This window comes from Exiguobacterium sp. TNDT2 (assembly GCF_003331145.1).
Taxonomy (GTDB): Bacteria; Bacillota; Bacilli; order Exiguobacteriales; family Exiguobacteriaceae; genus Exiguobacterium.
Genome location: NZ_QLVE01000005.1, coordinates 1 through 13,947 on the forward strand (window position 1 = coordinate 1; position 13,947 = coordinate 13,947).

The 13,947-nt window shown below is 53.7% G+C and carries 8 protein-coding genes; 3 read left to right on the plus strand and 5 right to left on the minus strand.

The features are described from left to right. Positions 1–106: 106 nt before the first annotated feature. Positions 107–2,698, minus strand: a complete 2,592-nt coding sequence (gene adhE / locus DPV68_RS04545) for a bifunctional acetaldehyde-CoA/alcohol dehydrogenase (protein WP_114165627.1) — start codon at positions 2,696–2,698, stop codon at positions 107–109. A 385-nt stretch (positions 2,699–3,083) separates the two neighbouring features. Here adhE and DPV68_RS04550 point away from each other — a divergent pair, with 385 nt between their 5' ends. The 3 genes from DPV68_RS04550 to DPV68_RS04560 all read left to right on the plus strand — a co-directional run bounded on the left by DPV68_RS04550 (position 3,084) and on the right by DPV68_RS04560 (position 5,788). Then, positions 3,084–3,530, plus strand: a complete 447-nt coding sequence (locus DPV68_RS04550; protein WP_114165628.1) for a MarR family winged helix-turn-helix transcriptional regulator — start codon at positions 3,084–3,086, stop codon at positions 3,528–3,530. 79 nt (positions 3,531–3,609) lie between these two features. Then, positions 3,610–4,323 carry a YebC/PmpR family DNA-binding transcriptional regulator gene (locus DPV68_RS04555; protein WP_114165629.1) on the plus strand — a complete coding sequence of 238 codons (714 nt, stop codon included), beginning with the start codon at positions 3,610–3,612 and terminating at the stop codon, positions 4,321–4,323. A gap of 145 nt (positions 4,324–4,468) precedes the next feature. After that, positions 4,469–5,788: a Na+/H+ antiporter family protein gene (locus DPV68_RS04560; RefSeq protein ID WP_114165630.1), complete on the plus strand. Its 1,320-nt coding sequence runs from the start codon at positions 4,469–4,471 to the stop codon at positions 5,786–5,788. Between the two features lie 149 nt (positions 5,789–5,937). On the opposite strand, the gene DPV68_RS04565 is transcribed toward DPV68_RS04560, so the two are convergent. The 4 genes from DPV68_RS04565 to DPV68_RS04580 form a co-directional block, all read right to left on the minus strand. Continuing rightward, entirely contained in the window at positions 5,938–7,389 is a 1,452-nt protein-coding gene (locus DPV68_RS04565) for a glutamate synthase subunit beta (protein ID WP_114165631.1), read from the minus strand. Further along, entirely contained in the window at positions 7,386–11,825 is a 4,440-nt protein-coding gene (gene gltB, locus DPV68_RS04570) for a glutamate synthase large subunit (protein ID WP_114165632.1), read from the minus strand. Before gltB ends, DPV68_RS04565 begins: the two co-directional genes overlap by 4 nt. Before the next feature lie 271 nt (positions 11,826–12,096). Then, positions 12,097–12,846, minus strand: a complete 750-nt coding sequence (locus DPV68_RS04575) for a TspO/MBR family protein (RefSeq protein WP_114165633.1) — start codon at positions 12,844–12,846, stop codon at positions 12,097–12,099. A gap of 223 nt (positions 12,847–13,069) precedes the next feature. Next, positions 13,070–13,882, minus strand: coding sequence for an aldo/keto reductase (locus tag DPV68_RS04580; protein WP_114165634.1), 813 nt, complete (start codon positions 13,880–13,882; stop codon positions 13,070–13,072). Positions 13,883–13,947: the final 65 nt, after the last annotated feature.

Sequence of the window (13,947 nt, forward strand, 5' to 3'; positions counted from 1 at the left end):
TGGTTGTATTATCCTATTATATTAAGTGATCTGACAATTGTATATTTATTTTTCAAGAAAAAACGGCCTCCCTCTTAGGAGGGAAACCGTTTAGATATTGTAAGACTTATACGCCTTCGTATGCAGCGTACATGATCTCTTTCAATTCTTCGACGAGCGGCATTTTCGGGTTGGCCGTCGTACATTGGTCTTCGAACGCGTCGACTGCCATCTTGTCGATTTTCGCGTCGAGGTCCGCTTTCTTGATGCCTTGAGCTTTGAACGAAAGCTTGATGTTCAAGCGCTGACCGAGCTCGATGATCGCTTGGATGAGCGACTCGACGCCTTCTTCCGTCGTGCTTGCTGGAAGTCCGAGGTAGCGCGCGATTTCAGCGTAACGCTCGTCGGCGATGAATGACTCATATTTCGGGAACGCCGCGAGTTTCGATGGGCGTGTCGCGTTGTAACGGATGACGTGTGGCATAAGGATCGCGTTCGTCCGTCCGTGTGGGACGTGGAACTCGCCACCGATTTTGTGTGCGATCGAGTGGTTGATACCGAGGAACGCGTTCGCGAACGCCATACCCGCCATTGTCGATGCGTTGTGGACTTTCTGACGCGCTTCGGCGTCACTGCCGTTCTCATACGCTTTCGGGAGGTAATCGAAAATCATCTTCATCGAACGAAGCGCGAGTCCATCCGTGTAGTCGTTTGCCATGACCGAAACGTACGCTTCGATGGCGTGTGTCAACACGTCCATTCCTGTATCGGCCGTGATTGATGCTGGGACCGTCATGACGAATTCAGGGTCGACGATGGCGACGTCCGGTGTGATCGCGTAGTCAGCGATCGGGTATTTGACGTTACGTTTCTTATCCGTGATGACCGTGAACGGTGTCACTTCAGAACCCGTACCTGATGTTGTCGGGATGGCGACGAACATCGACTTGTTGCCGAGTGTCGGGAACTTGTACGTCCGCTTGCGGATATCCATGAATTTTTGGCGAAGGTTCGAGAACTTCTCTTCTGGGCGTTCGTAGAAGAGCCACATGCCTTTCGCGGCATCCATCGGTGATCCACCGCCGAGTGCGATAATCATGTCTGGTTGGAAGTGACGCATCGCTTCGGCACCACGCATGACCGTCTCGACCGATGGGTCTGGCTCGACTTGGTCGAAGATGCGATACTCGACGCCAGCCGGCAAGTTTTTGACGACTTTATCGGCAAATCCGAGTTTGACCATCATTTCATCCGTGACGATCATCGCCCGTTTTTTCGATGTGAGCGATTGAAGGTATTGGACCGAGTTTTTCTCAAAGTAAATCTTTTCAGGGACTTTAAACCATTGCATGTTCACGCGACGTCTCGCCACCTTTTTCACGTTGAGTAGATGTTTCGCCGTCACGTTCTCAGAGACGGAGTTTTTACCGTACGACCCACACCCGAGTGTGAGCGATGGTGTCATTTCGTTATAGAGGTCACCGATCCCGCCGTGTGCCGTTGGCGAGTTGACGATGATGCGGCAAGCTTTCATCCGGAGTCCGAATGCGAGGATGGCGTCGTCGTCTGTCGAGTGGATGGCTGCCGTATGACCGAGACCACCGATTTCAAGCATCTTCTCAGCGATCGCGAAACCTTCTTCACGCGATTGGACTTTGTAGGCTCCGAGTACTGGGCTAAGTTTCTCGTGTGAGAGTAGTTCTGTCGCGCCGACCGTCTCGAGTTCGGCGATCAAGATTTTCGTGTCGTCTGGAACGCTAAGTCCAGCTTTCTCGGCGATCCATGCTGCAGGCTTCCCGACGATTTCAGGGTTTACCGCACAAGAGTCTGTTTTAATGACGAGTGTCTCGAGTTTTGCTTTCTCTTCTGGTGAGCAGAAGTAGCAACCGAGCGCCGTCATTTCGGCTTTCACTTCTTCGTAAACTTCTTGGTCGACGATGATCGCTTGTTCAGATGCACAGATCATCCCGTTATCGAACGTTTTCGACAAGATGACGTCCGAGATGGCACGTTTTACTTTTGCCGTCTTGTCGATGTAGGCTGGAACGTTACCAGGACCGACACCGAGGGCCGGTTTACCAGTCGAATAGGCTGATTTGACCATCGCCGCACCGCCTGTTGCGAGGACCATGGCGACTCCTGGGTGGTTCATAAGCGCTTTCGTCGCGTCGAGTGACGGTTTTTCAACCCATTGGATCAAATGTTCTGGTGCGCCGGCTTCGATGGCTGCGTCACGAAGGATGCGGGCCGCTTCACTTGAACACTGTTGTGCCGACGGGTGGAAGCCGAAGATGATCGGGTTACGTGTTTTGATGGCGATGATTGCTTTGAACATCGTCGTTGATGTCGGGTTCGTGACCGGTGTGACCCCGGCGACGACACCGACTGGTTCCGCGATGTACGTGATGCCGTTTTGCTCATCGTCTTCGATAACGCCGACCGTCTTCTCACCACGGAGTGAGTTATAAATATATTCTGTCGCAAAGATGTTTTTGATCATCTTATCTTCAAACACACCGCGACCAGTTTCTTCATATGCATGTTTCGCGAGTGCGACGTGTTGTTCGAGACCGGCTAGCGCCATCGCTTGAACGATCGCATCGATTTTTTCTTGATCAAACGTCATTAACGTGTCGAGCGCTGTATGTGCTCGTGTGACGAGCGTGTCGACCATCTGTTCTGCTGATGTTTCCACTACTGCTTTCTCTTTAACTGCCATGTTGGGTTCCTCCTCATGAATGAGAGCTTATACTGTTGACTTGATGGAGAGCACGGGGCGATCAGTGGTTTGATAAGAGTTTGTGCTTTCCTTCACATTCATAGAATACAACGTTTCCGACAATTTGTGCGTGACAACAATGTGAATTCTTTCACAATATTTTTTTGAAGAATGAGGATAGGTCTTGCTTTTTGATAGGACGCTCAGTAAAATCGTATGCGTTTTCATGAAAAGATGAAGTCTTACAAATGTAAACGCTTACATATATTATGTCGGTCGTTTGTCCGATGTGCTGTGTGATTTGTCACGGGATGAGGATTGGTCGTCCACCCCGCTCTCGGTCGTGTATAATGAAGAAAGAATCTAATTAGGAAGTGACATGACTATGCCGAGACAAGACGCAGCCGATCAGTTCGTAAAACTGATCCCATTAATCCGCAGGAAGTTGTTACGCCGTTCCGACCTCCCGCAAATCCCAAACTTGAACTTTTCCCACTTTCATCTCCTCATGTTGATTGAGGATGAAGGCGCCGTGACGAACGGACACATCAGCGAGACGCTATCGATCGCCCCGCCAAACGTGACGCCGCTCATCACGAAGCTCGTCGATGAGGGCTATATCACCCGCGTCCCGGACGAACGCGATCGCCGCGTCATCTGGAATCAACTGACCGAAAAGGGCGAACTCGTCCTCCGCGAGCGTCGCGATTCGTTTCGTCGCCTGTTCGAGGACCGTCTCGCGTTTCTGAACGAGGAAGAGACGAATCGATTGATCGACAGTTTGAAGACGTTGACAGAGATCGTCGAGAAGATGGATAAGAGCGAGGGATGATTTTTACTCGTCAACATCTACGTCTTCTTATATAATCGAGGATGAATCAATCGAACAATGGAAAGAGAGATGACATGTAATGGGTCGTAAATGGAACAACATTAAAGAGAAAAAGGCGTCAAAAGACGCCAATACGAGTCGCATCTACGCGAAGTTCGGCCGTGAAATCTACGTAGCCGCCCGTCAAGGGGAACCAGATCCAGAATCAAACCAAGCGCTCAAATTCGTCGTTGAACGAGCGAAAACGTACAACGTCCCGCGCGCCATCATCGACCGCGCCATCGACAAAGCAAAGGGCGGCGACGAAGAGAACTTCGATGAGCTCCGTTACGAAGGGTTCGGGCCGAACGGCTCGATGCTCATCGTCGACACGCTCACGAACAACGTCAACCGGACGGCCTCTGAAGTTCGCGCCGCTTTCGGTAAAAACGGTGGCAACATGGGTGTCAGCGGGTCGGTCGCTTATATGTTCGACGCGACGGCTGTCATCGGTGTCAACGGCATGAGCGCCGACGACGTACTCGAACTCATGATGGAGCACGACCTCGACGTCCGTGATGTCATCGAAGAAGATGAGACGGTAATCGTCTATGCGGAGCCAGAAGCGTTCCATGCCGTGCAGACTGCTTTCAAAGCTGCAGGCATCGAGACGTTCGAAGTCGCCGAGTTGACGATGTTGCCACAAAACGAGATCGCCCTCGATGACGAGTCGAAAGAACAGTTTGAAAAACTACTCGACGTCCTCGAAGACCTCGAAGACGTGCGCCAGGTATACCATAACGTTGAAGGATAACGAACGAGCGATAACTTTTCGGAGTTATCGCTTTTTTTGAACAATCGATTTGACAACCCGAAACACGTATGTTAAATTTCAAAAGTCTTTATCATATTAAAGTGATAACATGAGAAAGAGTTTTGAAAGAAAGGTGTTGGAAATGATGAATGCTGTCTTATTAGCTGTTATCGTATTATTTGCTCTCGCAATCAGTCGAGTTCACATCGTCTTGTCGCTCATCCTCGCCGCAATCGTCGGCGGTCTCGTGGGAGGTCTCGGTTTCAACGACACGTTGACCGCCTTCAGTGACGGTCTTGGCGGAGGGGCTACCATCGCCCTCAGTTATGCGCTACTCGGCGCGTTCGCCGTCGGTCTATCAAAAACGGGGCTCCCAGACGTCCTGGCGGAAAAGTTGATCAGTATGTCAGGTCGCGACGTTACCGGTAAGAGCGTGGCGCGCGTCAAAGCGCTGTTGCTATCGTTCCTCTTATTACTAGCAATCAGTTCGCAGAACGCTTTACCGATTCACATCGCGTTCATCCCGATCGTCATCCCGCCGCTCCTCGTGCTGTTTAACGAGTTGAAGCTCGACCGCCGGCTCGTGGCGACGATTCTCACGTTCGGTCTTGTCACGCCGTATATGTTACTTCCGGTCGGATTTGGCGGCATTTACTTGAATGAGATTTTGTTGCCGAACGTGGAAACGAACGGCATGGCCGTCGGTGATGTCAATATTGTCAGCATCATGGCCATCCCGGCCCTCGGGATGCTCGTCGGTCTCGTCACCGCCTTCTTCCACTATCGGAAGCCGCGGACGTACGATACGATCCAACTCGGGCCTACTGATTACGAGATTCGGACGTTGAGCCCGCTCAAAATCTGGCTCACGGCTGCCGTCGTCCTCGTCGTCCTCATCGTACAGCTTCAGACCGAATCGATGATCGCATCGGCCGTCTCAGGACTCATCCTGTTGACACTGCTTCGCCTCATCCCTTGGTCAGAGGCAGACGACATCTTCACGAGCGGGATGCGCATGATGGCTTTCATCGGCTTCGTCATGATCGCGGCTAGCGGGTTTGCCGCCGTCATCCGCGCGACCGGTGCCATCGATCCGCTCGTCAATGGCGCAAGCGGCATCATGGGCGACTCACAATTTGTGGCCGCGCTCGTCATGCTCCTCGTCGGACTCGTGATCACGCTAGGAATCGGTTCGAGTTTCTCGACGATTCCAATCATCGCGGCCATCTTCGTCCCGCTTTGCATCCAATACGGTTTCTCGGTCGAGGCGACGATCGCCATCATCGGGACGGCCGGTGCGCTCGGTGACGCCGGTAGCCCAGCGAGTGACTCGACACTCGGACCGACGAGCGGTTTGAACGCCGACGGTCAACACGACCACTTGCGTGAGACGGTGTGGCCGACGTTCCTCCACTACAATATCCCGCTCATCATCTTCGGCTTGATTGCCGCCATGGTGTTGTAATCACTTCCGATTGCGCCGCGCGTAAATCGTGCCGAGCAAGACGAGCACGAGTAAAAACCAAATCCCGGTATACATGAGGATTTCGATAATCATTGCTGACTCCTCCTAAATATCCATCATAAAAAGGAGCGACATCGCGTCGCTCCTTTTTATGATGAAGTTTTTAGCTGTTGTTGACAAGTGTTCAAGTATCCGTCGACGGTATCCGCGACTTCGCGGCCTTCCCGGATCGCCCAAACGATCAAACTTTGTCCCCGTCTCGCATCCCCTGCGACAAACACACCTTCGACGTTCGACGTATAATCATGATTCGCTTCGATGCCGACTTTCCGGAGTTCACGTTCCGGTCGTTCGAACCCGATGGCGACAAGCACGAGATCGGCTGGATACGTCTCGATCGACCCGTCGACGACGAAGAATGTCGCCTGTCCGTCCGGTTTGACGATTTTCTCCATCCGTTCCGTCTCAATCCCGACGACACGGTCTCCATCTTTGATAACCCGGTTCGAACGAATCAAATATGTGCGCGGGTCGTGGTCGAAATGTTCAATCGCTTCCGCATAAGCGTAATCGGTCGATAACGTGTCCGGTTGGAGCGGCCATGGCCGCTCCGGCGCCCGGAACACACCTTTCTCCGGATGTTTCCCGAACTGCGTCACTGACTTGGCGCCTTGACGAATCGCCGTCGCCACGCAGTCCGCGCCTGTGTCCCCGCCACCGATGACGATGACGTCTTTTCCGTTCGCGTCATATCGAGCGTCGAGCGATTTCCCGCCGAGCGTACGCGTCGACTCCGTCAAATAATCCATCGCCGGCTCGACGCCTGTGGCATCATCCCCATCGATGCCGAGCGTCCGTTGTTTCTGTGCTCCCGTCGCGAGAATGACGGCATCGTACGTGTGACGGAGTGACTCGATGGTCACATCGGTCCCGACGTTGACGCCCGTCTTGAAACGGATCCCCTCCGCCTCGAGCAGACGTACACGACGCCGGACGACGTCTTTCTCCAGCTTCATGTTCGGGATGCCATAGAACAACAGCCCGCCCGCCTCGTCAGCTTTCTCATAAATCGTGACCGCATGGCCGAGCTGGTTCAATTGATCGGCCGCCGCGAGTCCGGCCGGCCCGCTACCGATGATGGCAACACGGTGTCCGGTCCGTTTCTTGATGTGACGAGGTTTGACCCATCCTTCCTCGAAGGCGCGGTCGATAATCGTCCGCTCGATCGATTTGATTGCGACCGGGTCCTCGCTGATGCCGAGCGTACACGAGCCTTCACACGGGGCTGGACAGACACGACCCGTGAACTCCGGGAAGTTATTCGTCTCCATCAACCGCTCATAGGCTCGATACCAGTCCTGATCCGAGACGAGCTTATTCCATTCGGGAATCAAGTTGTGAATCGGACAGCCGATCGTCTCTTGACCGATCATGTCCCCGACGTGACAGAACGGGGTGCCGCAATCCATGCAACGCTCGGCTTGTTTGACGATCGGTCCGTCTTCCATCCGTGAAGCGTATTCACTGTAATCATGAATCCGTTCGAGGACGGAACGTTCTGGCAATGTCTCCCGTGGGATATCGATAAATTTATGTCTCATGCTCCCCCTCCTTCAGTCACGACGCGAAATAGTTCGAGGGCGCGGTCGGCGTCACTCAATTCCGGACGCGTCGCCTCGATGTGACGCATGACGTCAAGTACGTTCGCATAGTCACGCGGTACGACTTTGACGAAGCGTTTTCGTTCTTGCTCGAACGCCTCGAGCACGGCTCGCGCTTTGACACTGTCCGTATGGAACTGGTGCATCTCGAGCAACGCGTAAATCTGTTCGGCATCCTCGTCGGTCAACTCACGGTCGACCGAGACAAGCTCTTCGTTGACGAGTTCCTCGTACGCTTGGTCCCCGTACAGGTAGGCGACCCCGCCCGACATCCCGGCCCCAAAGTTACGACCGACCGTACCGAGGACGACGACCGTCCCACCGGTCATGTACTCACAGCCGTGATCGCCGACGCCTTCAGTTACGGCGACCGCACCCGAGTTACGGACGGCAAATCGTTCTCCGACATGACCGTTGAAGAACGCCATCCCGGACGTCGCGCCGTAGAGACAGACGTTCCCCGCGATGACTTGTTCGCTCTCTTCAAACGGGGCATGTTTCTCGGCGATGACGGCGAGTTTTCCACCGCTCAAGCCTTTCCCGACATAATCGTTCGCGTCGCCGATGACCGAGATGGTGATCCCGTTCGGCAAAAACGCCCCTAAACTTTGGCCAGCCGATCCGCTGAGGCGAAGTGAAATCGTGTCCTCGGCGAGTCCGACGTTGCCATGCACTTTCGTCACTTCATGCCCGAGCATCGTCCCGACGGCTCGGTCCGTATTACGGACGCGGCCGACGAAAAACGTCGGTTGGAGCGACTTGATGGAACGTGAGACGGCCGGAATCAGTTTTCGGTGATCATATGACTGATAGGCCGGATGCGGTAGTTCCTCTTTTTCCGGCAACGCTGTCGGAATCGACAACATCGGAGTCAAGTCGAGCGTTTTTGCTTTCGGATGTTTTTGTTTCCATACGCTTTCCTCTAACAAGTCGGTCCGGCCGATGACGTCACGGAGCGATTTCGCACCGAGCGAGGCTAAAATCTCTCGCACGTCTTCGGCGAGGAACGTCATCAAGTTGACGACGTGTTCGGGTTTGCCCATGAACTTTGCGCGCAAGGCCGGGTCTTGTGTGGCGACACCGACCGGACACGTGTCAAGGTGACACGCCCGCATCATGATACACCCGAGCACGACGAGCGGCGCCGTCGCGAACGCGTATTCTTCGGCGCCGAAGATGGCGGCGAGGACGATATCACGCCCGGTCATGAGTTTACCGTCGGTCTCGAGCGTGACGCGACCCCGGAGTCCGTTCAAGGCGAGCGTCTGGTGCGTCTCGAGCAGACCGAGCTCCCATGGGAGTCCCGTATGCTTGATCGATGTCCGAGGTGACGCCCCGGTCCCACCGTCATAGCCGCTGATGACAATCGTGTCTGCGTTCGCCTTGGCGACACCGGCCGCGATCGTCCCGACACCTGATTTTGAGACGAGTTTGACGCTAATTTTCGCGTTCGGATTGACGTGCTTCAAGTCGAAGATCAGCTGCGCCAAGTCTTCAATCGAATAGATATCGTGGTGCGGCGGTGGCGAGATGAGTCCGACACCTGGGACGGAGCCGCGCACTTCGGCGACCCATGGATATACTTTGTTCCCCGGCAATTGTCCGCCCTCACCCGGCTTCGCCCCTTGCGCCATCTTGATTTGAATCTCATCGGCGTGATACAAATATTCGGCCGTCACGCCGAAACGACCGCTTGCGACTTGCTTGATGCGACTGACGCGTTCACTGCCGTCCTCATCAGGGGTGAACCGATTCCGGTCCTCCCCGCCTTCCCCGGAGTTGCTCTTGCCGCCGATTTGGTTCATGGCGATGGCGAGCGTCTCGTGCGCCTCTTTCGACAAGGAACCGAACGACATCGCTCCCGTCTTGAAGCGGCTGACGATCGAAGTGACCGACTCGACTTCATCAATCGAAATCGCATCTTGTTGTTTAAAGGCGAACAATTGACGTAAGAATTGGCCTGACGACTCGTGAAGTTTGACATAAGCGTCATAATACCGGCGCTCGTTCTCGCGGCAGGCCCGCTGGAGCAAATGAATCGTCTTCGGGTTAAAGGCGTGCTCTTCCCCGTCGGCGCGCCACTGAAAATCGGCTCCGGCCTCGAGCGGTCGTTCCCGCTTGTAGGCAGCTTCATGCTGGCGGCGCGACTCTTCTTCGAGTTCAGTGAAACCGACACCGGACAACTGTGATGTCGTCCCGCGGAAATGGCGTTCGATCAAGGCTCGGTCAATGCCGACCGCCTCAAAGATTTGGGCCCCACGGTAACTTTGTACGGTCGAGATCCCCATCTTCGACATGATTTTGACGATGCCATCGACCGATGCCGTCTGATAGCGGCGAACGGCTTCTGTGAACGAGTATGGCAGTTGACCGGCCTCGACCGCCTCGGCAATCGTCGCATAGGCGAGATACGGATAGACGGCGTCGGCGCCGTACCCAATCAAGGCGGCCGCTTGATGGACTTCACGCACTTCGCCACTCTCAGCGACGAGACTGCACGACGCGCGAAGATTGACGCGAATCAAATGTTGGTGGACGGCGCTCAAGACGAGGAGCGACGGCATCGCCAACAGGTTTTCGTTCATGTCACGATCCGACAAGACGATGACTTCAGCCCCGTCGCGGACGAGCCCTTCGACACGCTCGAACAATGTCTCAAGGGCAGCCTCGAGGTCGTGAACGTATGTCGTCTCGACCCGTTCGACGCGAAGCGTCTCGTTCACTTGTTCGACCGCGGCCGCATCGAGGAACGGATGTTTGAGCCAGACACGACGGGCGTGACCGCGACCGGTGTGGACCGGGTTCGCGAGTGGTCCGAGCCACGTGAACGTGGCCGTGACGATCTTCTCACGCAATGCATCGATTGGCGGGTTCGTGACTTGGGCGAAGTGCTGTTTGAAGTAATGGAACAATGAGCGTGGCCGTTCAGACAAGACCGCGACCGGTTGGTCATGACCCATCGAACCGATTGGATCTTTTTTCTCGAGGATGAGCGGGACGAGATATTGTTCGATATCTTCTTTCGTGTAACCGAACGCACGTTGCTTGCGATGCAGGTCGGCGACGAACGGCTCTTCGACCGGAGACTCTTCAAGCTTAGTCATCTGCTTCAGCCATTTACCGTATGGCTCGGCTCGCGCAATCGTCTGTTTGATTTCCGCGTCCGGGATGAGTCGCTTCGACTCCAGATCGATCAATAGGAGCTGGCCTGGGCGAAGTCGCTGTTTCGACTTCACGTTTTCGGCTTGTACGGGAATGACGCCGCTCTCAGACGACAAGATGAGTTCGCCATCAAGCGTCTCGATATAACGCATCGGTCGCAGTCCGTTCCGATCCAAGATGGCGCCGATTTGACGACCGTCCGTGAAGACGACGCCAGTCGGTCCATCCCAAGGCTCCATGATGGATGAATGATATTGGTAGAAGTCTTTTTTGAACGGATCTATTTTCACTTCTGTGAACGGCTCCGGGATGAGCATCATCGCCGTATGGGCGATGGAACGTCCGGTCCGTGTGAAGAACTCGAAGGCATTGTCGAGCATCGACGAGTCGCTGCCGGTCTCTTGAAGGACCGGGAACAGCTGATTGACGTCCTCGAACAAATCGGTCGACGTAACGCCTTCGCGGGCCCGCATCGCATCGATATTGCCGCGGAGCGTATTGATTTCCCCGTTATGCACGATCATGCGGTTCGGATGCGCCCGCTCCCATGATGGGAATGTGTTCGTCGAGAAACGAGAATGGACGATGCCGAACGTGCTCTTATAGGCCGGCGCCTGCAAATCGAGATAAAACCGCTCAATCTGTTCAGGCGTCAGCATCCCTTTATAAACGATCGTCTTCGTCGATAGACTCGGCATGTATAGATTCAAGTCCTCGGTCTTCTCAATCGTCCGTCTGAGTTGATAGAGTGTCCGCTCGTTCGAGTCGTAATCGGCGAACGGGCACGAGACGAACCATTGGTAGATGGTCGGTTGCGTCACCCGAGCATGCTCACCTATTGCGTTTGGATTGACCGGTACCTCACGCCAACTGATGGTCGAAAAGTCGAACTCGTCGGCGATCGCTTCCATTTGACGTTGCTTGTCCTGCAGTCTCGACTCATCCGGTTGGAAAAAGACCATTCCGACCGCATAGCGACCTGGCGTCGGCAAATTCATCGTCTGGAGGAACAGTTCGTGCGGTAGCTCGGTCATGATTCCCGCGCCGTCTCCGGCATCGATGACGCCTTGCCCGCCCCGGTGTTCTAGCTTACAGAGCATCGATAGCGATTTACTGACAATGTCGTGTTTCTTCTCTCCGTTTAGGTTGACATATAGCCCAATGCCACATGCGTCTTTTTCGAATCGTGAATCGTACAAGCCTGTTCGCTTCATCGAATCAACCCCTCTCTCTCGATCTTGTTTCGTAAATTTTATTTTGTTCTAAATATTCTGATAAATCAAGGGGGTTGTATACTATTCTGCATAATCCAACTCAGTGAATATCTTTTTGAAAACGTATTCATCAGCGTTATCAAGCAATTTTCAAAAACATGTTATAATGCATAAAGAATAATTATCCATAAAATATATTGGTATATAGGTTCATAAGAACTTAAATAAACTCACAAAAAAAGCGGTAGCCTATGAGCTACCGCTTCTGACCTTATTCAACCGTTTTTCGTGAGTGATGCAAGAATGCCCGTGGTTTTTTCCAAATAATCAAGCCGACATAACCAAGCGTGAGCAAAATCAAGGCACTGACGAGGACGACGTAGAGCGTCGCATTGTCAATTCGTGCGAAGATGGCGATGTATGCCCAGACGAAGACGAGCGGATAGATGAAGTCACGATGCCACCACATGAAGACGAGCGCGAGGACAACCCCGACCATGAGCATGAGCGATGTCCAAGCCAGTTCGTCGAGCCCGAGCACGGTCGTGACCCGTTCCCGATTCATGACGACGAACACGTTGACGATTGTCGCAACGGACACCCAGCCGATATAAATCGAGAATGGGAACCGGTCGAGCCAACTTGTCGACGTCCGGAAGGCGATGTAATAGAGCCAGGCGAGCGTCGCGAGAAATGCGACCATGACGACGAGCGAAGTGATGAACCACTCGTTCGTGAACGTGAGCAACCAGAGGCCGTTCAAGATACACGAGACGAGAAAGCCCGCTTTCATCCGGTTCGCCTGTCGGTTCGCAACCGACCCTTTCTTCAATTGCAAGACAAGCCAAACGGCGAGCGCGATATAAATCACGCCCCAAATCGAGAACGCGTAGCCGGCCGGTTTGAAGTAAATGTCGATTCGGTCCGACACGGCCGCGTTTTCGCCACTCGCAAAATAGTTGATGACGACCGTCGCTAAAAATGCCAGCCAGTTGATTAAAGGCCATTTTGATAAGTCCATAAGTAGGATCCTCCGAAGAAGACCTGACACCTCCTTTATTAACATAGTTTTCTATACCCATGTGCCAACGCTCATACACATCTTGACGAGCTCCTGCAGAAATCGCTGGACACATAACAAAACGACCCCGGCCTTAACCGGAGTCGTCTCGAAGAAGCGGCAGTGTCACCGCATTTGGTATTTTAGTCGTCCACCTAAGTAGATGGACGACAACATCAATTGTTTAGAAGTCGATCTCATCCGGGTCCGGACCAATGCGTTCATGAGTCGCCACGGCGTCGATCTTCGCCAAGTCGTCCGCATCGAGCGCGAAGTCAAAGACTTCGAAGTTCTCTTGAATGCGGTGCGGCGTAACCGATTTCGGAAGCGCGACGTTCCCCGTATCCAAATGCCAGCGAAGCACGACTTGAGCCGGCGTCTTGCCGTGTTTCTCCGCGACCTCAGCGAAAGTCGGGATATCGAGGAACTTCCCTTGCATGAGCGGGCTCCAAGCCTCGACTTGAATGCCCTCGTCTTGGCAATACTCGACGAGGTCCGGTTGCGGCAGTTGCGGGTGCAACTCGATTTGATTGATGAGCGGCGTCATGAGACCCGCTTCTTTCAACGTTTCGAGATGATGTTCTTTGAAGTTCGACACGCCGATCGCCTTGATTTTCCCGGCCTCATAGAGGTCAATCAAATCTTTCCATGCCTCGACGAACCCGTCGACTGGCCAGTGGAGCAGACAAAGATCTAAATAGTCAGTCTCGAGTCGAGCGAGTGATTCGTCAAACGCTTCTTTCGTTCGGCGCTGGCGGATATCTTCGTTCCAAATCTTCGACGTCAAAAAGATATCTCCGCGAGCGACGCCTGATGTTTGAATCCCTTTGGCGACGCCTTCTTCATTCTTATAGACGGCTGCCGTATCGATATGGCGATATCCGACTTTCAGGGCCTCGGCGACAGCCTGTGGCGCCTCCGTCTCGTTGTCGACTTGCCATACCCCAAAGCCGATCATTGGAATTTTGACACCGTTGCGTAACGTTGCGAGTTGCATACAATCATTCCCCTTTCCAAACTGTTCGAGCTGATTGTATCATACCCGTCATTCTATTTCGAAAA

What these genes read in the sequence shown, in the direction of transcription:
- adhE (WP_114165627.1), bottom strand. Translation starts at nt 2,698, where the DNA reads ATGGCAGTTAAAGAGAAAGCAGTAGTGGAAACATCAGCAGAACAGATG.
- DPV68_RS04580 (WP_114165634.1), bottom strand. Translation starts at nt 13,882, where the DNA reads ATGCAACTCGCAACGTTACGCAACGGTGTCAAAATTCCAATGATCGGC.
- DPV68_RS04565 (WP_114165631.1), bottom strand. Translation starts at nt 7,389, where the DNA reads ATGAGACATAAATTTATCGATATCCCACGGGAGACATTGCCAGAACGT.
- DPV68_RS04560 (WP_114165630.1), top strand. Translation starts at nt 4,469, where the DNA reads ATGAATGCTGTCTTATTAGCTGTTATCGTATTATTTGCTCTCGCAATC.
- DPV68_RS04550 (WP_114165628.1), top strand. Translation starts at nt 3,084, where the DNA reads ATGCCGAGACAAGACGCAGCCGATCAGTTCGTAAAACTGATCCCATTA.
- DPV68_RS04575 (WP_114165633.1), bottom strand. Translation starts at nt 12,846, where the DNA reads ATGGACTTATCAAAATGGCCTTTAATCAACTGGCTGGCATTTTTAGCG.
- gltB (WP_114165632.1), bottom strand. Translation starts at nt 11,825, where the DNA reads ATGAAGCGAACAGGCTTGTACGATTCACGATTCGAAAAAGACGCATGT.
- DPV68_RS04555 (WP_114165629.1), top strand. Translation starts at nt 3,610, where the DNA reads ATGGGTCGTAAATGGAACAACATTAAAGAGAAAAAGGCGTCAAAAGAC.